24 protein-coding genes are annotated in these 24905 nt (G+C 44.0%); 2 read left to right on the top strand and 22 right to left on the bottom strand.

Annotation, left to right across the window (positions count from 1 at the left end; all coding sequences use genetic code 11):
* Nucleotides 1–5: 5 nt before the first annotated feature.
* The gene (locus ACO1NU_RS12680) at nt 6–905 is read right to left on the bottom strand and encodes a ParB/RepB/Spo0J family partition protein (RefSeq protein ID WP_448818861.1); all 900 of its coding nucleotides are present in this window, start codon (nt 903–905) and stop codon (nt 6–8) included.
* Complete coding sequence (locus ACO1NU_RS12675) at nt 902–1708, bottom strand: ParA family protein (protein WP_448818860.1); 807 nt, start codon at nt 1706–1708, stop codon at nt 902–904. The genes ACO1NU_RS12680 and ACO1NU_RS12675 overlap by 4 nt, the downstream gene beginning before the upstream one ends.
* A gap of 167 nt (nt 1709–1875) precedes the next feature.
* Between ACO1NU_RS12675 and ACO1NU_RS12670 the strand changes: the two genes are divergently transcribed.
* Nucleotides 1876–2400 carry an NADPH-dependent FMN reductase gene (locus ACO1NU_RS12670; RefSeq protein WP_448818859.1) on the top strand — a complete coding sequence of 175 codons (525 nt, stop codon included), beginning with the start codon at nt 1876–1878 and terminating at the stop codon, nt 2398–2400.
* A gap of 161 nt (nt 2401–2561) precedes the next feature.
* Here ACO1NU_RS12670 and ACO1NU_RS12665 read toward each other — a convergent pair whose 3' ends face one another.
* From ACO1NU_RS12665 to ACO1NU_RS12605, 13 genes are all read right to left on the bottom strand, one after another.
* Complete coding sequence (locus tag ACO1NU_RS12665; protein ID WP_448818858.1) at nt 2562–3305, bottom strand: LytR/AlgR family response regulator transcription factor; 744 nt, start codon at nt 3303–3305, stop codon at nt 2562–2564.
* Entirely contained in the window at nt 3302–4339 is a 1038-nt protein-coding gene (locus ACO1NU_RS12660; RefSeq protein WP_448818857.1) for a sensor histidine kinase, read from the bottom strand. Before ACO1NU_RS12660 ends, ACO1NU_RS12665 begins: the two co-directional genes overlap by 4 nt.
* Before the next feature lie 9 nt (nt 4340–4348).
* Complete coding sequence (locus ACO1NU_RS12655; RefSeq protein ID WP_448818856.1) at nt 4349–5239, bottom strand: LiaF transmembrane domain-containing protein; 891 nt, start codon at nt 5237–5239, stop codon at nt 4349–4351.
* A gap of 330 nt (nt 5240–5569) precedes the next feature.
* On the bottom strand, nt 5570–6922 hold the full coding sequence (locus ACO1NU_RS12650) for a hypothetical protein (RefSeq protein WP_448818855.1): 1353 nt from the start codon (nt 6920–6922) through the stop codon (nt 5570–5572).
* A 77-nt stretch (nt 6923–6999) separates the two neighbouring features.
* Nucleotides 7000–9840 (bottom strand): TonB-dependent receptor domain-containing protein, encoded by a 2841-nt coding sequence (locus ACO1NU_RS12645; RefSeq protein ID WP_448818854.1) that lies wholly within the window; start codon nt 9838–9840, stop codon nt 7000–7002.
* A gap of 95 nt (nt 9841–9935) precedes the next feature.
* A complete protein-coding gene (locus ACO1NU_RS12640) occupies nt 9936–10451 on the bottom strand; it encodes a hypothetical protein (protein ID WP_448818853.1) in 516 nt (171 codons plus the stop codon).
* A 56-nt stretch (nt 10452–10507) separates the two neighbouring features.
* Nucleotides 10508–12061: a ribonuclease Y gene (gene rny / locus ACO1NU_RS12635; protein ID WP_448818852.1), complete on the bottom strand. Its 1554-nt coding sequence runs from the start codon at nt 12059–12061 to the stop codon at nt 10508–10510.
* Between the two features lie 222 nt (nt 12062–12283).
* Entirely contained in the window at nt 12284–12574 is a 291-nt protein-coding gene (locus ACO1NU_RS12630) for a cell division protein ZapA (protein WP_448818851.1), read from the bottom strand.
* 23 nt (nt 12575–12597) lie between these two features.
* A complete protein-coding gene (locus ACO1NU_RS12625) occupies nt 12598–12906 on the bottom strand; it encodes a hypothetical protein (protein WP_448818850.1) in 309 nt (102 codons plus the stop codon).
* Between the two features lie 42 nt (nt 12907–12948).
* On the bottom strand, nt 12949–15348 hold the full coding sequence (gene pheT, locus ACO1NU_RS12620) for a phenylalanine--tRNA ligase subunit beta (protein WP_448818849.1): 2400 nt from the start codon (nt 15346–15348) through the stop codon (nt 12949–12951).
* Nucleotides 15349–15403: 55 nt separating this feature from the next.
* Nucleotides 15404–16102 (bottom strand): RadC family protein, encoded by a 699-nt coding sequence (gene radC / locus ACO1NU_RS12615; protein ID WP_448818848.1) that lies wholly within the window; start codon nt 16100–16102, stop codon nt 15404–15406.
* 177 nt (nt 16103–16279) lie between these two features.
* The gene (gene rpsT, locus ACO1NU_RS12610) at nt 16280–16534 is read right to left on the bottom strand and encodes a 30S ribosomal protein S20 (RefSeq protein WP_448818847.1); all 255 of its coding nucleotides are present in this window, start codon (nt 16532–16534) and stop codon (nt 16280–16282) included.
* Nucleotides 16535–16630: 96 nt separating this feature from the next.
* Entirely contained in the window at nt 16631–16897 is a 267-nt protein-coding gene (locus ACO1NU_RS12605; protein WP_448818846.1) for a TFIIB-type zinc ribbon-containing protein, read from the bottom strand.
* Between the two features lie 148 nt (nt 16898–17045).
* Between ACO1NU_RS12605 and ACO1NU_RS12600 the strand changes: the two genes are divergently transcribed.
* Nucleotides 17046–17957, top strand: coding sequence for a zinc dependent phospholipase C family protein (locus ACO1NU_RS12600; RefSeq protein ID WP_448818845.1), 912 nt, complete (start codon nt 17046–17048; stop codon nt 17955–17957).
* Here the strand turns inward: ACO1NU_RS12600 and ACO1NU_RS12595 are convergent.
* The 7 genes from ACO1NU_RS12595 to gldF form a co-directional block, all read right to left on the bottom strand.
* Nucleotides 17908–18543, bottom strand: a complete 636-nt coding sequence (locus ACO1NU_RS12595; protein ID WP_448818844.1) for a DedA family protein — start codon at nt 18541–18543, stop codon at nt 17908–17910. The genes ACO1NU_RS12600 and ACO1NU_RS12595 overlap by 50 nt on opposite strands.
* A 74-nt stretch (nt 18544–18617) precedes the next feature.
* The gene (locus ACO1NU_RS12590; RefSeq protein WP_448818843.1) at nt 18618–19286 is read right to left on the bottom strand and encodes a DUF4397 domain-containing protein; all 669 of its coding nucleotides are present in this window, start codon (nt 19284–19286) and stop codon (nt 18618–18620) included.
* Nucleotides 19287–19395: 109 nt separating this feature from the next.
* Nucleotides 19396–20121, bottom strand: coding sequence for a DUF4397 domain-containing protein (locus ACO1NU_RS12585; protein ID WP_448818842.1), 726 nt, complete (start codon nt 20119–20121; stop codon nt 19396–19398).
* A gap of 141 nt (nt 20122–20262) precedes the next feature.
* On the bottom strand, nt 20263–20952 hold the full coding sequence (locus ACO1NU_RS12580; protein WP_448818841.1) for a DUF4397 domain-containing protein: 690 nt from the start codon (nt 20950–20952) through the stop codon (nt 20263–20265).
* 290 nt (nt 20953–21242) lie between these two features.
* A complete protein-coding gene (gene dnaN / locus ACO1NU_RS12575) occupies nt 21243–22367 on the bottom strand; it encodes a DNA polymerase III subunit beta (RefSeq protein ID WP_448818840.1) in 1125 nt (374 codons plus the stop codon).
* Nucleotides 22368–22499: 132 nt separating this feature from the next.
* Entirely contained in the window at nt 22500–24236 is a 1737-nt protein-coding gene (gldG, locus tag ACO1NU_RS12570; RefSeq protein ID WP_448818839.1) for a gliding motility-associated ABC transporter substrate-binding protein GldG, read from the bottom strand.
* The gene (gldF, locus tag ACO1NU_RS12565) at nt 24176–24904 is read right to left on the bottom strand and encodes a gliding motility-associated ABC transporter permease subunit GldF (protein ID WP_448818838.1); all 729 of its coding nucleotides are present in this window, start codon (nt 24902–24904) and stop codon (nt 24176–24178) included. Before gldF ends, gldG begins: the two co-directional genes overlap by 61 nt.
* Nucleotide 24905: the final 1 nt, after the last annotated feature.

Genomic DNA, 24905 nt, shown 5'->3' with positions numbered 1-24905 from the left:
CTCATTTACCAGTCTAATAACTCAAGTATGCGGCTCAGATCGTCGTCTGACATAAATGGAATCTCAATTGATCCCTTTCCTTTGCCCTGAACTTTCAGTCGGACCTTTGTAGCGAACTTGGATGCCAGGTCATCCTGTATCTTCTGTAACTGAAAGGAAACAGGTTCTTTTTTTGCAGCTCCCGTCTTCTTTACTCCTGACCTTTGAATATCTCTAACCAGCTCCTCCGTCTTTCTGACAGATAAACCATTATTCAAGATCTCCTGATGAACGTACAGCTGCTTATCAACATCTTCCAAGCCCAATATAGCCTTTGCATGTCCCATAGAAACATCGTTATCTCGTATAGAAGCCTGAATAGCGGGCGGTAAGCGCAGCAAGCGAATGTAGTTCGTAACTGTAGAACGGTTTTTACTGACGCGATCACCGAGTTCTTCCTGCTTTAAATTACATTCATCGATCATCCTTTGAAAACTTAACGCCACCTCGATAGCGTTCAGGTTTTCGCGCTGAATATTCTCAATGAGCGCCATTTCCAGCATCTGCTGATCATTAGCTGTACGAATGTAAGCTGGTATTTCCGTCAGTCCGGCTAATTTAGAAGCCCTCAAACGACGCTCTCCGGAAATCAGTTGGTAGGAACCCGATCCCGACTTTCTAACCGTGATGGGCTGTATTAAACCCTGAAGAGAGATAGAATCAGAAAGTTCCTGCAAAGATGCCTGATCAAATTCTGTTCTTGGCTGAAAAGGATTCACTTCAATTTGTGAGATCCTGATCTGAGAAATATTACCTGGAGATAAATTGGATTCCGGAGCAGGTGTGCGAACCGGCTGCATACGGTCATTATCATCTAATAACGCACTTAAACCCTTACCTAAACCTGTTTTTCTTATCTGCGTCATGAATTAACTGTTGCTTTTTTTAAACCTTTACCATTGGTTAGCCCATTTTTTTTGATGATCTCGCGGGCCAAATTAAGGTAATTAATCGATCCCTTACAATTCGCGTCATGCATGATCACCGAGATTCCATAGCTTGGTGCCTCACTCAGACGCGTATTACGCTGGATAATTGTTTCAAAAACAAGTTCATTAAAGTGAACCTTAACTTCCTCTACTACCTGGTTAGAAAGTCTTAATCTCACATCATACATAGTGAGTAAGATTCCTTCGATCTCCAGATTAGGATTTAAACGCGTTTGTACGATCTTGATCGTGTTCAACAGCTTGCCTAAACCTTCGAGTGCGAAATATTCGCATTGAACCGGAATAATCACAGAATCAGCAGCCGTCAAAGCATTGATGGTAATGAGCCCCAATGATGGAGAGCAATCGATGATGATAAAATCGTAATCATCTTTCACCTTTTCCAACACAGTTCTCATTTTATACTCCCGGTCAGTCAGATTGATCATTTCAATCTCTGCACCGACTAAATCGATATGAGCAGGGAGAAGATCCAGATTCGGTGTCTCGGTAGCCTGAATCGCATCTCTTGGATCTACTTCATTTATGATACACTCGTATATACTTGATTTTATCGTACGTGGATCGAAGCCGATTCCAGAAGTTGAATTGGCCTGTGGGTCAGCGTCGACCAATAACGTTTTATATTCCAGCACAGCTAAACTAGCCGCAAGGTTTATGGATGATGTGGTTTTACCGACTCCCCCTTTTTGATTAGCTAAAGCTATAATCTTACTCATTCCTTGTCCTGTTTCTAACCTTATTTACTATTTTCATACTTCGGGGAATAGCCATTTAAATTACTATTTTTGCCCTCAGCCTGGTTTCATACCAATCGCCTAAGATACGAACTTTAAACAATTTAATTAGAGAGCCTACATCTCCTTTTAAACAATATTCTCCACAGATGATCACTATTATTGCCAGCACAAACCGAGCTAATAGCTATAGTCTTCAAACCGCGCAATACTACAGAAAGATGATTGCTGAAAGCGGATTAGAAGCAACGATCATGTCCCTGGATGCCCTCCCGGACGACATCATACATGCTGACATGTACGACAAACAAAAGCCGGCAAGCTTTGAGCCCTTTCAGTCTATTATTACTAAAACTGAAAAGTTTCTCTTCGTCATTCCTGAATATAATGGCAGCTTCCCGGGAATACTCAAAGTGATGATCGACACCTGCCGCTTTCCAGAAAGTTTCTATGGGAAAAAAGCCGGTCTCGTAGGCATTTCTACAGGAAAATACGGCAATATTCGGGGGCTTGATCACTTCACCGGCATTTGTCACTACCTCAACATCAACCTGCTGCCCCTGAAAATCCACATCCCCTATATTCATAAGGAACTCGATGCCGAAGGGAATTTTTTCCTACCTGACACACTTAAATTTACCCGGCAACAGATCGAGGAGTTCGTCGCTTTTTAAAATTTCCCAAAGTCTAAATTTGGATCAAACCCAAAAAGCTAGTCAGCCTAGGACTGGGAGACGATCAGCGCATCTCCACAGGCACGTAACCTTATGAGAAGGGGGTTTCTATAGGAATGTGCTGGGAATAAACGACGCTGACGGAGCCTTGCTGAATAGTCTTAAATCTGCAGAAGCTTTTTCAATTTAGTATAACCAGTCTTGCTGACCGGTAACTTATCCCCTGTCTTTAAAATCAATTTGTAAGATTCCTTTTCATACGGAACCAGTCCAGTGATAAATGGAACCTGAACAATAAAAGAACGATGAACACGAACGAACTGCTTTTCATCCAGATTTGTTTCAAAGAATTGCATCGTCTTATTTTTCAAGAAAGTACCATCCTTTGTATTGATCTTAACGTAATCATCATAAGCTTCCAGAAATATAATATCTGTCGATGGTATGATCTTAATCGTACTACCTACCTTCACCACGATACGTTCATTATACGCGGGCGCAGCTGCGCTACTTTCCATCAAAGACTGAACGTGTTGCTTGGTCTCCTCCAAATGTTGTTTTTCCAGCCACCGGTCCACAGCCACTTTAAAACGGGCCTTGGCAAAAGGCTTCAGCAAATAGTCGACCGCATGTGTTTCAAACGCCTTTATCGCATATTCGTCAAAAGCGGAGGTGAAGATCACAGCGGGTCGTGAATCCACCAATTCTAGCATTTCAAAGCCGGTGATCTTAGGCATCTGAATATCTAAAAAAATAAGATCCGGCTGATGCTGAGCGATCGCCTTCACGCCTTCAAAACCGTCACCGCATTCGGCAACTACCTCGATCTCGGGATAATCCTCAAGATACTCTTTGACAACTTCCCTTGCTAAAGGCTCGTCGTCTATCAAAATTGCCCTGGTCATATCTGTGGAATTCTTACTACGGTTGTAAAAATATCATTTTCTCCGCTTGTTTCAAGCAGGTCGGTGCGTGCAAAAAGTAAATAAAGGCGTCTTTTTATACCGGTGATACCGAATCCTGTACCACTCTTTGGCCTTACCGTATCAATATCGTAAGGGTTGCGAATACGAATCTCCAAATATTGGTTCGCACACCGCGCTTCTATACTGATCGTAACCTCTCCGGTCGTATCGTAAAGTCCGAATTTAATGGCGTTTTCCACAAGCGGCTGCAGTAGCATAGCTGGCAATACCAATTTGCCGCAATTTTCATCACGGGTAATTTCCGTCTTAAGCCGGTGCCCGAATCTCACCTTTTCAATATCCAGATATAGCTGCAAATGCTGAAACTCCTCCTCCAGGGTCACTACCTCATTTTCCTCCTTCCTAAGAGTACCACGCAAAAAGTCGGATAACTGATAGATCATAGTCCTCGCCTCTTCAGGACGACGCCCGATTAGCGCACTTATAGAATTCAAACTATTAAAAAGAAAGTGAGGCTGCAATTGTTGTCTCAGGTTAAAAAGCTCTGCCTCCCGGGCAAGCTTCTCGGCATCGCGCTTCCGTCGTTCATTCTCCTTCTGCTCCTGCTGCGTATAATACAACATACTGACTAGAGCAGAACCGCATATCAGCAAAAAGCCCGTGCTTCCCCTCATCAGCAGCGAACTATTCAACACGTCGGCGTAGATTTCCTCCCCTTTCAGTATATAAAGCAGCAGCCATCTTGAAAGGAAAAGCCACATACCTGCCAGGAGTGCGCACCAGGCCACAATGTTGAGATATTGACCTTTTCCCGGTTGATAAAATCGAAGCGTGTTGCTCACGACGGAGGAAGCCAGTAATAGCAAAGTATTGCAGATAACAGCATCAATGACAGATACTTTGACACTGAACCCCAGCAGATATAGCGAACCTGCGTGCATAGCCGTCCATATCAGCCAGGCTGCGCCGATATAGGTAATCACTCGTGTCGATGAAAATGATGGTAATGACACAACTTCTGATTAATAGCTACGAATATCTATACCACCAAATACCGATGTGCCCCTCAATATAACCACCTTATCATCAGCCAGGTGAATGGCCTGAACAATCGGACGTTTATCTTCAATTCCCCCAAACAAGGCAGCCAAATCCGAAGATACTTTCCATTGCGGAGGAAGAATTAGTTTTGTCCCTCCAAATACCTGCGTAATGTCGATGACTATAGTACCATGAATATCAGCCTGTGTCAGATTGATCTCCGCACCGCCCATGATCGTCACAATATCACCGCCTTTGAAATCCTTCGACACAATATTCTTTTTTATCCCACCAAAAATCGAAACCGTATCCAGGTAATCTTCCGGGCCGCCCGCAGTCGCTCCTGCGTAATCATAATATTGTTTCTCAGAAGAAGCAGAGGATGTATCGAATGTGTTCCCATCAGCAGCATCCTTTAAAGGCTCCTGTTCCACAGTTGCACTATCTGCTGTAACCTTTTCCCCTTCAGGTACATTAACACGCTTATCCCAAATTACGTCATTCCTCATCCGGCCACGGTGAACGAAGTGCTTATTAAACTTCGTTTTACCCAATATGAGATATAATCCAAGCCCGATGATAATAACCGGAAAGACAAAATCATGCAGGTCAATCCCCGGAATTACCCTTCCGATCAGAAATAACACGCCTAGAGAGATAAGAATGATGGAACCCGGATTCCGGTAATTATGCCGGCTTCCCGTAAAAACCCCAATGAGTATGAGAACCATTGGCCAGCTTGTTATCCAGTCCGGAATAAAGCCACCAAATGAACGTATCAACAGTACGATACCCAAAAGTAAAAATATGAGCCCTGCCCACTGCTTCCCTGCCGCCGTCTTTTTATTATATATCGGATTTGAGTTTTCCATTCTTAATTCTTTTCATCAAATATAGAGGGAATCGTAGGTCCCGGCAATAGCGACTAGGCTGATCCAGACGAAAACTCGGTAAAAGGCCAAAAAAGGTCGGTGAAGATCATCGATCTCTATCGACCTAGATAATAAGTTCCTCAACAAAAGCTGAAACGAGCTGTAAAAACAATCGCCGGTTTACTTAACTGCGTGAAAATTTCTCGAATTGACTTTAGGGTAAAACCGAATGGTTGTTTGAAGTCCTTGTTTCAAAGAAACCTTCTCTCTTACATACGAAGAAGGGGCTGAGGGTATTCTCCCCCAGCCCCTTGCTATCAGAACTATTTTCTAATAAACGTTAGTCCCAGGCGTCCAGCTTGCCCAACCAGCAGTCCAGTCCGTGGTATCCATAGCGCCTCTATAAGCAACAGCTTCGAAACCCGTAAGATCCTGAAAGTTTGCACCTGTCTTTGCCGGTGATGTACTTGTAAGCAACAGATTTGGAGCAGTCAGGCTGGTACTCGTGATCCCCGCTGCCGCTGCATTTGCCAAAGCCACATTACCGTTAGCTGCAGACGTAAGGAAAGTCATCAGGGCAGCATTATTTGCAAAGTTGGTCCCAGCATCATTCGCCTTGAAACTTGCCTCATTTGCAAAAACCAGATTATATTTGAACTCTGATTCACCCCCGAACAAACGATCTCCGGCCTTTGGAGTTGCAAGTTCTAAACCTCCTTTCAAATGGTCAATTATGATCGAGTTCCTTAAAACAAACGAAGTCCCCTTTCTAAAAATCACACCTGAGTTGTGCTTAGCGTTAGCACCAACGCCCGGACCAATAAATGTAAAGTTAGACAACATTGGTCTGTTTACAGGAGTCACGTCAACTGTACTCCCGTTATCGCACTCGATCCCATTTGACGCACCACTTGATGAATTATCAAAAACAAGTGGATCCTTGATTGAGATTGCATACTGAATCCGGCCTCTGTATCCATATTCAAAATCAAAGTCATCATCGGTACATCTGTAAGCGATCAGGTTCTTTGCATTCACTGTACCACCAAAAAACTCAAACCCATCATCACCACCAAAAGAAACCTGTATGTTCTCCAGAACTGTACCCGCTCCAACAGCTGCCAACGTCAGGCTATTAATCTCTTTATCTGTCGCGTATGCGATCCCTGCATATTCAATACGAACATACTTCATTATACCCGAGTTGTCCTGGGCGTCTGTACCACCATAGTTGGCAACATCCGCTCCCAGAATACCGCCCTCATACTGAGCAGTACCACCAGCTTGGTTGATAGGGGCTTTGCCACAAATGATCACGCCAGCCCAGTCGCCAATACCACGCTCGTTTACCAACTGATTTGATGTAAATACAATAGGCTTGCTAGCGGTACCAACCGCATTGATTTTACCGCCCCTTTCAATAATTAACGCCGCCTTTGATGCCTTGTCGCCTTTAATAGTTGTGCCAGGCTCGATCGTTAAGATCGCTCCGTCCATCACCCGTACCACTCCGTTCAAGATCCATGCTTTATCTGCTGTAAGGGTAGTGTTCGTTGTAATATTGCCTGATAATGTTGAAGGTTCAACCGCAATCGGGTCCCCGCCATCATCGTTACTGCTGCAAGAAGTTAAGATACTAGCGATACCAAACAGTGCAACCGCTAAAAATTTAAGTTTTTTCATCTTTAAGTTTTTCTTATAGTCCAAAAATATCCCTCCCAGATTGCCTCAGGCTCAAGGAATCATTAAGTAATTGTTAATTAAAAGTTGTACCCAAGTGATATGCTAAAGTTGGTTCCATACTTAATCGTCCGGATAGACTGATCCGTTCCTTTGGTGAACGTTTTATCGTTGTTGTTATCCTGATACAGAATACCCTTCTGATTTAAAAGATCTCCTGCATTTATCTTCAAATCTGCCCGGTTGTTGAATAACTTGCGAGAGATCTGAAGATCAATAACATCTCTCGGATTTTCGTAGATATCAGGATACTCGTATTGGAATCCGTCCGTATCGTACCTGCCGAATCCTACAATATTGATACGCCTTCCGATACGATTATAGAGTACATTGAACCCCCACTTGTTATCATTGTACTGGATACCCCCGTTTATCAGGTAGGGAGATTGTCCTTGCAGCGCGCGACTGTCATTGATATTCGAAAACACCTCGCGATTTAGCTGAACGTCAGACTTCATAAAAGCAAGATTGGTATATATTGATGTATTATTGAAGAAATCAGATTCTTTGATGAAACTTAGCCGCTGTCTGAGCTCCATCTCTACTCCAAAGAGTGTAGCTTTAGTCGCATTCTGGAATGATGCTGTTTTGCTGGCAGCTACCGTCCCTTTATTAAACACCTGCTCTATTGGATTCTTGAATTCTTTATAGAAGGTGGTCAACGAAAATATTTGTCCACCGGGGGAAAAATGCTCGAAGCGAAGATCGAAGTTGTTAATACGAGTCCTCTTTAGATTAGCGTTTCCTATGATCACGTTATTACTCTCGAAGTCGAAGAAGGAGAAGGGCGCCAACTCCCTGAATTCAGCGCGGGCTACTGTATTTGAGTAACTGGCACGCAAATTAGTTTGCTCGTCAACACTGAAGATAAGATTGGCTGAAGGAAGAAAATCGACATAGCTATTATCCACCGTGACAGGCCTTCCAAATACACTTGCTGAATTCAGCTTTTCCTGATAGGACTCCACCCGTAAACCCCAATTAAGCTTCCATTTAGGCGACAGCTCATTGGTCAACATCAGGAACCCCGAATTCACAAATACATTCGCATCATATGAGTTGCTCGGATTCGTGATCTCATCAAAAATAAACCCGGTTCTGCTGATATACTGCGGTGAAAAGATTTCGTCCTGCGGAAGAGACAAATAGCTTTCGCTCTCCGCATTCGCCGTAGTTCTTACGTAACCGAGTTCTCTCGCCGAAAAATCCCGGGTACGATACTGTGATAGCGCACCAACTTTAAGGGTTTGATCAAGCTCCCCTAACTTGAAGGGATGAGTGTAGTTTACGGCTCCTGCATAGACGTAGTCCTGCAAATCTGAATAGAAACGCCCCGCATTCTTTGTACTGCCCGAACCAGCATTGATACTCGCCTTAAACGGTTCCAAAGAACCGCTTGGCCGTGAGTAATAGATTCTTCTCAAATCGGGCTGATCCTGACTGCTCGCACTGAAAGACAAATTCCAATCTAATTTCCTTCTGTTTGCAAAAGAATGCTCGCCTTCCAGAATAGAACTGAGTAATGATTTCTGTAGCAGCTGAAACTGGGAGTTCTGATTATCGAAGTTCGGCTCTTCTAAAGCAACTCCTACACGACTCGTGTAGGCATCTTCAAAAACACGATTATAGATGTTCTTAAATGCTATTTTGGAGTTATTGAACGCATAGGCAAAGTTCGCTAGTCCGCCAACATTTACGGTATTTTTGTATACGTCGTCACGGAAGCTAAAAGATTCATCCCCAATTTGCTCAATATCAGCCCTGGTTTGATCCGTGATATTGTTTCCATTCCGATATGATAATGCAGCAATGAACCCAAATTTGTTCATATTACTTTGCAAGTATGAATCTCCGTAAGTGAATTGCAAGCTTTGAGTTGGCAGAGCTGCTCCGAAATCTTCAACTCCCCAATTATTCTTGAACGACTTCGTATAAGCTACCCGCTGATCCAGAGAGGAGTTTACATAATTGGTTCTATTTGAAGGAAATGACGAGGGCATTTTCCTTAATCCGTCATCAAAACCCAGAAAATCAATACCCCCTCTTTTCCCTCCTTTAAAATCTTTAAACGTTGACTGTGTATTATATGATGCGCTATAATTCAGACTGATTAATCTCTGTTCAGGGAAATCCCTCGTTTTAATTTGAATCACACCACCGGCGAAGTCTCCTGGCAGATCTGCGGCAGCAGTTTTGTTTACTACAATCTGATCAACAAGGTTAGACGGAATGATATCAAAAGAAAAAGCTTTACGATCAGGCTCTGAACTGGGTAGGGGAGCATTATTCAAAAGGGTAGTATTATAACGATCGCTCAATCCGCGAATTAAAAGAAACTTGTTCTCCTGAATACTTGCGCCACTCACCCGTTTTAAGACATCACTGGTATTTCTATCGGGCGACCTCCTGATCTGCTCTGCGGATATACCGTCCGACACTCTTACATTCACACGTTGCATCGCATACAGAGCACCAACGCTCTCCTGCTTCGCAGATGCAGTAATCACCACCTCATTCAAACTGTTACCCTCGGCTTCCTCCATCACGATATCCATATTGGTAACTTGCGAAGCCCTTACGGAGACATCAGAAACATTTTTGCTTGTATAACCCACATAAGAAAACACCAAGGTGTGTTTCCCTGCTGTTAAGCCAGATAGGCTGTATCGGCCCTCCACATCGGTAGAAGTACCTTTAGTACTCCCCTGGACTTTCACAGTCAAACCTATTAATGCTTCACCGGTCTTCTTGTCAGTTACCTTTCCGGCAATCTTACCAAGAGACTGTGCAGCAGCAGAAAACACCTGCAATAACAAAAAAATAAGGAATGCTGTAAACTTAAGATCAAATAGTCGTTTCACTTTTGCGTTGTTTTATCATCACAAAAGTATTACCACAATGTTAAGGAGGTGTTAGAGGTTAATTACCAAAACGTCAGCAAAATGTTAACCTATTGTTAACGACTTTTCAGAATACCAACTTTCCTGAACAAGATGTTCATCAACCAGAGCGGTCCGTCCAGTAAGGATCTGAAACTTGATGCGGCATCAGGGGTCGAACGCTCACTTCGATGTCCCGCAACCTGCGCCAACAGAGCTGGCAGCAATATAGCCATCGGAATAATATGCAGCTCAGGCCCACCTTGCAAATGAAATTTCTCCAGAGAAACAATCATAGCCGAATAGGCAAACACCAGAAGCAATATCCCATAGGTCAGAAAAGGCGACATCCGGTAATAATAATAAACCGTGCCCGCAATGAGAAACGATGCCCAGTTAACAAAGCCATTATACTTGCCCAGGAAACCAAGGTAAGGGAAGGGTATTGCCCACACAATGGCCAGTATAGAGAAGCTGACAAGGGGAATAGTGATGTAGTGTATGAGCTTATTAACAGAGGTAGTATGACTTTCAGAGAACCGGTTGATGATCCGGCTGATTGGAGTCGAATCGTGTATGTTTTTCTTGCCCATATAAAATAAAAAAGCCAGTCTTCCCCCTCAAGGGAAGACTGGCTCCAAAAATAAGACTATTTCGCGTAAGAAACAGAACGTGTCTCGCGGATTACCGTAACTTTAATCTGACCTGGATAAGTCATCTCCGTTTGAATACGATTGGAAATGTCTGTAGCAAGGATCTCAGACTGTGCATCTGTAATACGCTCACTTTCTACCACCACACGTAACTCGCGACCAGCTTGTATAGCGAAGGTCTTCTCAACGCCAGGATATGAAAGCGCAAGTGCCTCCAGTTCCTTCAATCTCTTGATATAGCTTTCCACAACCTCACGACGTGCGCCCGGACGAGCACCTGATATCGCATCACAAGCCTGAACGATCGGAGATATCATCGACGTCATCTCCACCTCATCGTGGTGAGCTCCAATCGCATTACATACTTCCGGATGTTCTTTATATTTTTCAGCCAGCTGCATACCCAGAATAGCGTGTGGCAGTTCAGGGTTATCATCAGGCACCTTACCAATATCATGCAGCAATCCGGCACGCTTAGCAAGCTTCACATTTAAGCCCAGCTCAGATGCCATCGTCGCACAGAAATTAGCAACCTCTCTGGAGTGCTGCAACAAATTCTGTCCGTATGATGAACGGTACCGCATGCGCCCTACCATTCTGATCAACTCCGGATGCAATCCATGGATTCCCAGGTCAATTACTGTACGCTCACCTATTTCAACGATTTCATCTTCAATCTGTTTCTTGGTCTTCGCTACCACCTCCTCAATACGTGCTGGGTGGATACGCCCGTCTGTTACCAAACGATGCAGTGCCAATCGTGCGATCTCTCTTCTTACCGGATCAAAACCAGATAAAATGATTGCCTCTGGGGTATCATCCACAATGATCTCGACTCCTGTAGCTGCCTCTAAGGCGCGGATATTACGTCCCTCGCGACCAATAACACGTCCTTTGATTTCGTCATTCTCAATATTGAAAATCGAAACTGTATTTTCAATGGCCGACTCGGTCGCAGTACGCTGTATCGTTTGGATAACCACTTTCTTAGCTTCCTTGCTGGCGGTTAACTTAGCCTCGTCTACAATATCCTTGATCTGAATCATGGCTTTTGTACGGGCCTCTTCGCGAAGGCTGTCCACTAACTGATTCTTCGCCTCTTCAGCAGAAAGGCCAGCAATTGCTTCCAGTTTAGTGATATGCTCAAGCTTAAGCTGCTCCACTTCCTCCTGCTTAGCCTTCGAAGTTTCAATCTGCTTCTCCAGATTCTTTCTGAGGTTATCAAGCTCCTGATCCTTCTTGTTCGCATTCTCCAGCTTTTGGTTCAGCGACTGCTCTTTTTGCTTGATGGAATTCTCACGCTGATTGATGGCATTATTACGCGCATTCACTTCCTGCTCATGATCGGCCTTCAGCTGAAGAAACTTCTCCTTTGCTTCAAGAAGCTTATTCTTCTTTAATATCTCCGCGTTGTTCTCCGCGTCCTTCAATATCTTTTTTACCTTGTTCTGCGCTGAAAGCTCCTGGCTTTTCAACAGCTTCCGGAGCATATACCTCCCTATCACGATCCCAACCGCAACACCTAATAAAATGTAAAGTACTATATCCATATTCTTCTTCTAAATAAAAAAACCGCGGTTAAACCTGAACCCCATGTACTGTAAAACTTCATCAATGTAAGATTAGAGTATTAATCATAATCAAGTGGTCATGCCAAGTGATTTACATTTTTTAACTCTTTTGATATTGAAGCGTTAAGTTTAATACAATAGTGAAACTCAAGAATTAACTGCGGTTAAGTCTTAATGCTCTTATTATATAAAGAACGAATATTACTTCGAGAAGAAATCCGACAGCAACTGATCTAGCTTATAAACAGTTTCAGAAGCCTCTGTATCACCCTCTGCTAATTTCTTTTCTGCCCTTAATGTTGCTGTCGCATAATGCAGCACACTCATGGATAGTAAATCCTGTTTATCTCTGACCGCATAATTCTCCTGGTATTCCTTTATACGATCATTAATCATTTTAGCTGCCTTCCTCACTATTTCCTCCTCTTCCATATTTATCTTTAACGGATAAACACGGTCAGCAATATTTATTTTTATGGAGATCTCTCCCATTGAGCTTTTGTTTCACGATTACACTACTTCTTCAGTAATACAATGCACTTGTCTATTTCCCGCACAAATTCGCTAATTTTTTGCTTTATGTCAAGCGTTTTTTCGTCGGGACTTATTTTTTTCACTGTGATCCCCTCTAATGAACGTGCCAGTTTGAGCACTTTCATCTTCTCCTCCATCTCAACAGCCTTCGTCTTGCCTGTTTCTACGGCCACCTGCAATGATTGGTTTTCAAGCTTTAACAGATCATTTTCTTCCTGTAAAGCTTCACAAAGCTCAATCAAACGATGAGTCCTGTCTAGTACACTATTTAATTGTCCGGCAAGCGACATACGTTAATTTAATGTATAAAACTTAATTCAGAATCAAAGCCCTTATTTTCTGATTTCTGCCTGAACTTCCTTCCCGAAAGTAAAAATTAATTTATTCATTACAGAATCTATTTGCTTATCGGTAAGCGTTTTTTCCTCGTCCTGCAACAGGAAGCTTATCGCGTAAGACTTCTTACCAGCCGGAAGCTTATCCCCTTCGTAAACATCAAATACACTCACCTCTTTAAGCAGCGACTTCTCTGTCCTGAATGCCAGTTGTTTCAACTGATTAAAACTGACCGACTTGTCAACTAAAAGCGACAGATCTCTTTTTACAGCCGGAAACTTAGAAACTTCGTTATAGCTGATCTTGTTTTTACGGATCGCTTTCAGGATCATGTCCCAATCAAAATCTGCATAGTAGACCGGATTTTCAATATCCATCCTTTTCAGCACATTTTTTGAAACGGCTCCGAAATAAACCAGGGTTTTATCTCCCTTCTTATACTGAGACGCCTGTCCGAAAACAGCAGAGCTGAATTCAGCCTCTGTTAGTCCCTTTACATTTAGTCGTCTGAGCACAGCCTCAACAACGGCCTTCAGATTAAAAATATTGACCGCCTTAGCTTCATGGTTCCACTGGGCTGTCAGCCTGGATCCAGTCATGAAAACCGACAGGCGTTGCGTCTCAGAAAACCCTTCCACCAGCTTCTCGTACACCTTACCAAACTCATAGAACTTCAGATCCGAGTTGCGTCTGTTCTGGTTATATGCAATAGCTTCCAAGCCTGTAAAGAGCAGGCTCTGTCTCATTGCATCCAGATCACTGCTTAACGGGTTAAGTATCTTGACAGCGGTCTCAGGAGAATCGGAATACGCCGACTTCGTCAACGAGTTGGTTAATATTTCCGAAAAAGCGTTTGAGCTCAGTAATTCTGCGATATGATTTCTTACCGACTCTTTATCCGGCTTCGTACCATAGTTCATAGATGCCCTTATCTGAGTTGGAATAGCGATGGTATTATATCCATAGATCCTTAGGATCTCTTCAATAACGTCCACCTCACGCGTAACATCTACTTTGTACGAAGGAACTTCCAGCTCCATACCTTCTGCATCAGCTGAAACTATCCGTATACCTAATGCTTCGATGATAGCCTTCACCGTTTCCTCCGGAATGACTTCCCCTATCAGTCGGTTCACATGCTGATAACGTAACGTAATGGCGAAAGGCTGAACTGGATTAGGATAGAAATCAACTATTTCTGAAGAGATCTGTCCCCCCGCAACTTCTTTAATCAGCAAGGCTGCGCGCTTCAGCGCATAGATCGTCATTTCAGGATCCGTACCACGCTCATATCGGAATGATGCATCTGTCTTCAAACCATGTCGTTTAGACGTCTTACGCACAGACACAGCGTTAAAGTAAGCACTCTCCAGAAAGACCGAAGTCGTTGTTTGCTTAACCCCCGACTCTGCTCCTCCAAAAACGCCCGCAATACACATCGGCCTTTCTGCATTACAGATCATCAGATCGTCCTGGTGCAACTTACGTTCTGTGCCGTCGAGCGTCACAAACACTTCATCTTCCTTGGCATTGCGCACTAGTACTTTTCCACCGGTAATAACACCCGCGTCAAAGGCATGCAAGGGTTGTCCCAGTTCATGAAGTACATAATTGGTTACATCAACAATGTTGTTGATCGGACGCACACCAATCACCTGCAGTTTCTCTTTTAACCACTCAGGCGACTCTGCTACCTGAACTCCACTTATGGTGAGAGATGAATAACGGGGACAAGCCTCATCATTCATGACCTCAAAAGGGATAGGAAGCAACAAATTATCGGGTTTGAATCTGGAAACATCCGGCATGCTGATACCGGTACGCAGATACGCTGCCAGATCACGTGCTACTCCCAGGTGAGAAGCCGCATCCGCCCGGTTCGGCGTGAGCCCTATCTCAAAAAGATAATCGTCTTTTAGTTCGAAGAATGTAGAAGCAGGCGTTCCCGGCACAGCCGACTCATCCAGCACCATAATACCATCATGCGATGATCCAAGTCCAATTTCATCTTCGGCACATATCATTCCTTCCGAAACTTCTCCACGGATTTTAGATTTGCTGATCTTGAATGGTTCGCCCGTAACGGGGTAAACGGTTGTACCTACAGTGGCCACAATAACCTTTTGCCCTGCAGCAACATTCGCCGCGCCACAAACCACCTGAAGGTCTTCGACCCCTCCGACATTTACTTTGGTTATCCTTAACCGGTCAGCATTCGGATGCTGAACGCATTCCTTTACATATCCAACAACCAAGCCTTCCAGACCTCCGGGAATGGTTTGTACTTTTTCAAGACTTTCCACTTCCAGACCTATATCCGTCAGGATCAGCGATATCTCATCCGGGGTTTTGGTTGTTTGAATAAATTGACTTAACCAGTTATATGAAATCTTCATGTAAATTCTCGACTAATAAAGCACAAAGATAGAAAATACGACAAAATAACCCTAATTACATCAGGCCCTCATCTGCGAAACTCAGATAGGACGCATCCGTGAAGATCAGGTGATCGAGAACTGAAATATCCAGGAGCTCACCAGCGTCCTTCAACTTCCTGGTTAATTGGAGGTCCGCCTGACTGGGTTTGAGATTTCCCGAAGGATGATTATGACTTAAAATGATACTCGCCGAATGGTTCTCCAGCGCAGTTTGAAAGATGATCTTTGGATCCGCTATCGTTCCTGCCTGCCCTCCTTTGCTGATCAGATGGCATGACAAAACCTTATTAGAACGATTTAAAAGAACAATCCAGAACTCCTCGTGGTTCAGATCAGCAAATTGCCTCCTAAGCAATTCGTATACGTCTCTGCTCGATGTGATCTGGTCTGTGAAACTTGTGCTGCTCTCCCTCCTTCTCCTGCCTAACTCAAGAGCCGAAATAATACTGATCGCCTTGGCTTCTCCAATGCCTTTAAATCTGGAAAGCTCCGAAACTGACAACTTACCGAGCTTCTCCAGATCGTTGTCGAGCGAAGCGAGAATACGCCTGCTTAATTCTACCGCAGTTTCACTCCTGCTGCCAGAGCCGATCAGAATCGCTATGAGTTCTGCGTCCGAAAGGATTCTTCTGCCCTGGCTGAGCAACTTCTCACGGGGCCTGTCTTCTTCCGCCCAGGACTTGATCGTGATCTTTCTGTCATAGCTTTCCATAAACGAAAACTAGACATACACTTTTGAAGAAAAAATGATCTGAAGCACAATCGCTCAGCTCATTGCAATATCAACCGCAAAGGTGCCCGCCTTCTTGCCAGAAACAACAAAAGCCTGAATGCATATCCAGGCTTTTGTTGTTCCAACTACTATTAAAGAAGAATAGATATGTCGAGCTTAAGCTAGTTTGTTAACAAACTTAGTCAGCTTTGATTTATTGTTTGACGCTTTATTCTTGTGAATAACGTTCTTTTTAGCAAGACGATCCAGCATAGATATTACTTTCGTTAAAAGAGGTGCTGCATCTTCTTTAGTTGTAGCACTGCGTAATGTCTTTATAGCGTTACGGGTTGTCTTTGCCTGGTAGCGGTTACGTAAGCGCTTCGCTGAGTTTGATCTAATTCTCTTGATCGATGATTTATGATTTGCCATTTGTAAGCTTTTATTCCGTTCCTGTTTTTGGGACTGCAAATATAATCGTATATATTTAATAATCAAACAGGCTGAGTAATTTTCTGAGGATTATTATTAAAAATCAAAAAAATCATTCAGGAAAGACTTCTTCTTTTTATGCGGGTGTCGCTTGTAATAGTCCTTATCATAGTCATTATAGCCGTACTTCTTATAATCACTTTCATAATTGTCCTTCCTTGAATAATGGTCGGCCGAATGTTCAATAATCTTATCAAGCTCCCCACGGTCCAGCCAAATTCCCCGGCAATTGGGACAGTAGTCAATTTCCACCCCGTGCTTTTCGCTCATTAGCAGGGTCTCGTTACAATTAGGACATTTCATTTGATCTGACGTATTAGTTTAGCAAAAAAGAATAAAACGCTGCCAACTTATGGTTCGTACTCCGTAACGATTAAAATACAACTTCCCCAAGATTTCATATCTTTATCATCTACACTACCAGAGAATACAGGGGACATGAAAAAACAATATGAATCTAAAGCCGAGTCTGGTCTTTGTATCCTGTGTCTTTCTGTGGATGCTCTGCGGTTCCTGGGGCTTCTTCGCCCATCAGCGGATTAATCGCATGGCGATTTTCACGCTACCTAGAGGCATGATCCGGTTCTACAAGTACAATGCAGGCTATTTAACTGAACATTCTACAGATCCTGATAAGCGAAGGTATACTGATATCAACGAGGGACCACGACATTTTCTCGACACCGAACGTTATGGTCAGTCACCTTTTGACAGCCTCCCCGAGAGGTGGAAAGATGCCGTCGCCAAATACACCGAAGACACCCTGGCTGCTTACGGCACGGTGCCCTGGCAGATAGAAAAAACCTACTACAGCCTGGTCAAAGCATTCCAACGTAGAGATTCCCTGGCTATCCTTCGTATTTCCGCACACTTGGGTCATTACATCAGTGATGCTCATGTTCCCCTTCACGTGACCTGGAACTACAACGGGCAGTTTACCAAACAAACCGGCATCCACGGGTTCTGGGAAAGCCGCCTGCCTGAATTATTCAGCGATGATTACAACTACTTCGTCGGACGTGCTGAATACATCTCAAACCCGCTAAAAGAGGCCTGGACCATCGTAAAGAACTCCCATCTGTATAAAGACAGCGTGTTCAGCATTGAAGCAAGACTCAGTGCCTCCTTCCCTTCAGACATGAAGTATAGCTTCTCTGAACGCCGGGGAATAGTAACTAAACAATACTCACGGGAATATGCCGCAGCGTTTCACCAGGCACTCAATGGCATGATCGAAAGACAAATGAGGGCTGCAATAAAGAAGACTGGTAGCTATTGGTTCTCTGCGTGGGTAGACGCAGGTCAGCCCGACCTTACTTTTTCTTCTTCAGAATCTCCAGCAAAGGTGGAATCAACGAAATAATGATAATTCCAAAGATGACATAGGTAAAGTTCTGTTTTATAATAGGCAACCCTCCGAAGAAATAACCGATAAGCAGGAAGCTGGCCACCCAGGCAATGGCTCCTACAACATTGTAAGATGCAAAACGTCCATAGCTCATCGTCCCGATACCGGCAATGAAAGGAGCAAAAGTGCGTACGATAGGCACAAACCGCGCGTAGATAATTGTCTTTCCACCGTGCTTGATATAGAAGTTCTGAGTTTTCTCCAGATACTCCTTCTTGAGCAGCTTGTACTTCCCACTAAAAGCCTTCGGACCTACATAATCACCTATGTGATAGTTAACCAAATCGCCTAAAATTGCCGCGATAATCAGCAGGATCATCATTAGAAATATATTGAGCCCACTTTCCGGACGAGCAATAATCGCCCCTGCAGCAAACAATAAGGAGTCTCCAGGCAGAAAAGGAGTAACAACAAAGCCGGTTTCCGCAAAGATGATCAGAAAGAGGATGAGATACGTCCAGGTCTGATATTCGCTGACAATCTCAACGAGATGCTTGTCAATATGAAGAACAAAATCGATTAATGTCTGAATAAATTCCAAAGCGTTATGTATTTCTACAAAAGTAAAAATATGTCCGTATTATCCGTCCTGTTGACTGATATTGTTACGCTTTCCTAAGGCTGAAGATAATTTCCGATAGCAAGCGAATCTTTCCCCTCACGTTCCTGGAGACCTCTGAGATACATGGTATAAATACCCCGTGATGCAGCTCTGAACCTGAACGAAGCAAGAGGTTGGGCAACGCCTACACGATATGCATTTACCACATTAAGCCCGGTATCCAGTGTCATATAAGCTGTGCTGAGATAGTCGAGGTTTCTGATAACGGTGCCACTGTCGGCAATCCCGATATCGGCCTTTGAAAGACCAGGACTGAGATTAACGAATCTGATCAAGGCCTTATTTGCGGCAGGAGATCTCATTGTATCGGGCAATAAAATCATTTTCGCTTCACCTGAGCGCCCGGTTAAAAAACAAGTGTACTTCGAGTCCGGATCAAGCGCTTGAGTGACACTTGCCAAAGCATTCCCCTCGGAAGAGCCCTTTGGGTAGGCAGCAAACGTGATCTCGCCCGAATAGAAGGAACTATAACCTTCTGGTTCTCCATAGGCCCTGAATCCGTTTTGCCAGCTGCTTCCATTCACCCGGATATCGATTCCACTTTCAGCATCATTATACACGTTCATAAACAATACCGAAGAGGTTGTTTGAAACGAATCATCGTCTCCTTCAAGACAGGATGTTAAAGTTATGGCAAGAAGCAGTAAGCTGAAATATTTCATAGAGACCTTTGTACCTATTTCCAATAAAGGTAATGACACCCCTGTACATTCGCATAAAAAACCTCATAAAAAAAGGGCTTGCGCCCTTTCTTCTACTTGTATATTGCAACTATCGTGCTAACACCGGAAAAACCTTGAGACCTTTATTTCCCGTGCCTGCAGCAGATCCTCCAACCACGATGGTATAAAACTTCCCGGCTTCCACATTAACCTCATCCGAAACGGCCTTATCTTCGGCTCCTGCGGCTAGGCGAATAGCAAATTTGTACTTAGCAGGATTAATCTCCATAAAGTCTGAGCTTTCCTTGTAGGCTTTTGAATCGAAAAGCTTCTGGCCACCCTGGATATAAAGATCATACTCTTCTGCGCCAGGACTCAGTTGAACGAAACGAACCTTCGCTTTACCCTCTGTTGGTTTAACATCTATAGCATCCTGAATCATCACAGTGGTAAGTGAATCACCTACAGGTTGTCTGTCGGCCACAAACACCGTATAATACTTACCTTCTGCCAGGGCTATCGTTGCTTCCGATAATTTCTGAACGGTTCCGCCAATGGTCGTCTGAACGAGGTGATTGCCCGATACGGCAGACAAATACTGAGATGCTCCTCCGTATTGAACTGCAGATTGAAAAAGGATTCTTCCGTCAACATAGATTCCCACAGCTGACTGCGATGCCGCTGCATGAACGAAGCTTAATCCTGAAATGGGTTGATCGATACCATCATCACCGTCATTTTTCAAACACGAGGTGAATAAGGTCGCCGAAGCAAGTAGTGCCAGGCTCATGGAAAAAAACTTGCTTTTCTTAGGTAGTAAATGGAATAGTTTCATAGTAATAACTCTTTATAAGGTATTTCTTAGTGTATAATAGGGTTACGCACAAACCATTCGAAACGATACATGCTGGTATATAAATCAAAAGTCCGACCACTTTTCGTGGCCGGACTTTGAAATAAGTAGATGAATAAGAAATTAGTTATGAGCAATCACTCTTGTGCTTACGTTCGTGCTACCATAGATAATAACTGAATAAATCTTGCCAGCTTCGAGATTTTGGACAGTTAACGACTTAATGGAGTTAACGTCTGTATTTCCAGCTGTGGTGACCCCTATTGCTTTCAGGCCACCATCAACCTCAACAAAGTTGGTTACATCACCACGCTCTGCACCTGCAAGAACTTTTGTAGTTCCGTTGTAGATATCCACTTTCTCTGATGAACCACTACTTATGTGCACAAAACGCACCTTTGCTTTTCCGGAAGCAGGAGCACTTAAATTATCTTCCGTAACCTCAATATCAGCTGATGATCCTGTTCCAGTCAGGAAAAGTGTATAGTTCTTGTTTGACCTTAGATCTGCCTTTTCAGTCTCATATACGTCAGATGATCCTGAAGAGGTACGGAACTCAATTTTCCTATCCTTACCAGAGTTTGGCGTCGTAATGTAGTTCGTGGTTTCAAGATACGCTACAGCAGAACTATTGATCTTTGTTCCTTCAATATAAACATCCTGTGCCGGAGACGACTCCGCAGCATTTACAATTTTAACATTAACAGACTCTCCGGCGGTGATGCCGTCGTCATCAGAACATGAGCTTAAACCTAGAGTAACTCCCGCCGCAGCGAATAATAGAAATTTACTTAACGTGTTTGATTTTTTCATAGTTGTACAATTTGTGCTAGGGGCCTGCGCTTCTTTTCTCTTGCTTACTCCCCTTCGCGGTGATTAAGTACCCCCCCTAGTTCAACTATCAGACCACACTATATACCAGGCTCAATCCAGCTCCACCATCCCGCCTGATAATCAGGAGCATAAAAAAAACGGAAACGGCAGTGCCATTTCCGTTTTTCCAACAAAATGCTTTGTTATTCAACAAATTCCGTTGATAATTCCGGCAATCTTAAGCGCGCGTCCTGTCAGATGATGAGCCTACTTCAAGATTGTACAAAATACTATGCATAAGTGTTCAGCATTACGGGCATAACCAGCATCAACACGTTTTCGTTCTCATCATTAGTTTGCGGAACTAGTAGTCCTGCACGGTTCGGCGTACTCATCTCCAGAGTCACTTCTTCACCGCTCAGGTTGTTCAGCATCTCGATCAGGAAACGTGCATTGAAGCCGATTTCCAGATCTTCACCTTCATACTGGCAGCTCAGGCGCTCATGTGCCTCGTTCGAGAAGTCGATATCTTCAGACGATATATTCAGTTCGCTTCCTGTAATCTTCAAACGAACCTGATGCGTCGTTTTATTCGCGAAAATCACAACACGACGAAGAGAACTTAAAAATAAAGCGCGGTCTATCGTCATTCGATTGTTATTGCTCTGCGGAATAACAGCTTCATAATCCGGATAACGCTCGTCAATCAATCTGCAGATCAGATTGATATTCCCAAAGCGAAAAAATGCACTGGTATTATTATACTCGATAGATACGGCCACATCCTCAGTCGGCAAAGATGACTTCAGCAAGGTCAGCGCCTTCTTTGGAAGGATAAATGAAGCTGCTTGCTCTGCTTTTGCGTCAAAGCGACGGTATCTCACCAGTTTATGCGCATCAGTAGATACGAAAGTAAAATTGCTTGGAGTAAGCTGACAGAACACACCCGTCATAGCGGGACGTAATTCATCGTTACTTACTGCAAATATCGTTTTGTTGATCGCTTCAGACAATACAGAAGCAGACAGACTTACCGCCGAAGCGTTTTCCACGCTAGGGATTTTCGGGAAGTCATCCCCATTCTCTCCGCTGAGCTTATATTTTCCATCGCCCGCATTAATTTCAATTGCAAATGTAGAATCGTCAACATGGAAAGCAATCGGTTGATCCGGTAAAGTTTTCAATGTTTCCAGCAGGATCTTTGAAGGAATGGCAATCTTGCCTTCTTCTTTCGACTCCACAGGAAGGGATGTCGTCATGCTGGTTTGCAGATCTGTGGCGGAGATGGTTAAAATTCCGTCTTTTATCTCAAAAAGAAAATTTTCCAGTATCGGAAGCACAGTACTACTGCTTGATGCTCCGTTTACCGCCTGTAATTGCTTTAATAAGGTTGAAGTCGAAACGATGAATCTCATATATGATTATGTATGCATCAAAAATAGAAAAGAATTTCCATGAAACAAGAAATTAAACCGTACGCTCCCGACGCGATTTATACACAATTCACTATTCCTTATCCACATATTGGCCCCAGGCGGCAGCCTCAATTACCTTGAATACTTGCGCTTACGAAAACCCTGAACCAACAGCCCCGTAATAGCCAGCAGGATCAGCGGTAGTCCCACGTTGAGTATCTGCCACTGCAGCTTCTCAGACTTGATTCGGGCCCGGTCAAGCAGATAGTTCTTTACCTCTCTACTGCGTAGCGCAATGATAGATGAGTCATCTGTCAGATAGTCGACCATGTTCATGAGCAGGGTCTTATTTCCAAACTGCTGCCCTGAAAAACGGTCGAATCCCAGCGGAAAAGGAGAACTGTCCTGCGCGCTTACCTGATTTTTCAGGATATCACCGTCAGAAAGAACAATCATCTTTGCCGCTCTGGGTCGCCCTGCCGGCAAATTCCCAGTAACACCCTCTGGAACCGGTCTGTTTTCAAACACCTTCGGAAACTCCCCTTCTAACGCAACACCCGTGATCTGCGCTTGCCCCCTAAATTGTTGAGGATCCGGCTCCTGCTCTACCTGTTGTAGCGAGATCAACACAGGTACCTGAAGTACCCGGCTAAACGGCGAGGAGCTTAACAGAACTTCCTTCTTCACCCCACGAAGCGGCAACGTATCGATCGTACCAGAAAACTCTGATCTGACGGCTTCAATATTTTTAACTACCGGATGGTGACTAACAGGAACAAATAGTGGATAATACATCCAGGGAACCATTTGCATTTGTGCCTGGCCGCCACCATTCCCGCCTAGTTTCAACGGGATCTGTGCGCAGTTCATATCGGCTAGAAGATTGTAATTCAGCTTCAATCCATAGCGGAAGAGCATATCATCCAGATTCAGCGACTTCACAAAAGCCAGTTGTGTTCCCTGGCCCCGCAAGCTATCTAACTCTGCGTTTACCTGATCTATTGCCCACAACACACTTCCTCCCCGGCTCACGAAGTAGTCAATCTTAAATTTCTCAGCTTCGGTAAACCCGTGCTGGGGCTTGGGAATGATCAGGAGCGACAGGCTTTCCATTCCCTTCAGACTGATGCTCTTCAGGTCAACCCTTCCCACCTGGTAGGCACTTTGGAGCGAGCCCATCGCGTCTGCCAGCTGCAGATCGTTCAGTTCCTGATGACCTTCTGTAAATCCAATATTCTGCCGGCCACCTTTTTTCAATTTCCGTATCGCACTGGTGAACGCGTACTCCAGATTCTGAATAGAGTTATTCAAGACCTCTTCAGGAGAGGTCCCCATACGCGACTGAAGAAAGTTGACCGGGATTTCTCTACCCTGATACCGGATCAGAGCTGATGGAAAAATAATTTTTTGCGAAAATCCCTCTTCTGTTTTAACACTCAGGTTTGTAGCCATCAGTCCGCGTGCACTCAGCTCCTGCATCAGACCAGCCTGCTGTTCCTGTCCTCCTTCTGCTGGATTCACAAACACATAGCTTAGTTTTCGATCTGAATAGGATCGATAATCGACCATCAGGTCACTTACTGCATTGCGTAAACGTTTAAACCCTGCCGGAAACTCCCCGTCGAGATAAATCTGTACCTGAATATCCTGGTCAAGATCAGCAAGTTCCTTTTTGGTAATATCGGACAGTGTGAACCGCTTGTCTGATGTCAGATCCAATCTCAGAAAATAATGCTGGGATAAAACTGACAGGATCACGATGACTATGATCAGCGCCCCAAGTTCCCGAATAGCTTTCCTCTTCCTGCTCACCACTTTCTTCCTCCCAAAACAGTCTTCGTAAGCATCAGAAAGAACACAGTGAAACACGCAAAATAGAGTACATCCCTCGAGTCTACCACTCCCCTGCCTAATGACTGGTAGTGCTCACTGATTCCAAGGGAGCTGATAAACGCATCTACATGCTGCAATGACAACAGCATGCTCAGAGAGTCAAATCCACTAAATGCGAAAAAGGAAAGGAATACCGCAAGCGAAAACGAAACAATCTGGTTCTTGCTGATAGAAGAGGCGAACATCCCGATGGAGATGTATGAGGCACCCAAAAGAAGCAAACCGATATAAGATCCGGCAATCGCTCCCGAATCCACTTGTCCCTCAGGCACACTAATGGATCGTATGGTGAAATAATAGACAAGAGTTAGCAGGAGCGTAAATATCACGACACCGAGGCAGGCCAGAAACTTGCCGCCGATAATTTCAATATCACTGAGGGGCCGGGTAGCCAGCAACTCAAACGTGCCGTCCTTCTTCTCCTCCGCGAGAGAACGCATAGTGATAGCGGGAATTAAAAAGATAAAGAGATAAGGCACAATACCAAACAGACTATCCAGCGTAGCGTAACCATTCTCCAGGATAGCTGACTCCGGAAACACCCACAAGAACAAACCGGTCATTGCAAGAAAAGCGCCTATAGCAATATAGGCTACGAGGGAACTGAAGAAACCGGAAAATTCCTTGATGAATACAGCAAACATG

The organism is Arcticibacter sp. (genome assembly GCF_053551015.1).
The sequence above is the reverse complement of the archived record's forward strand: the minus strand, read 5'-3'. Positions and strand labels throughout refer to the sequence as shown.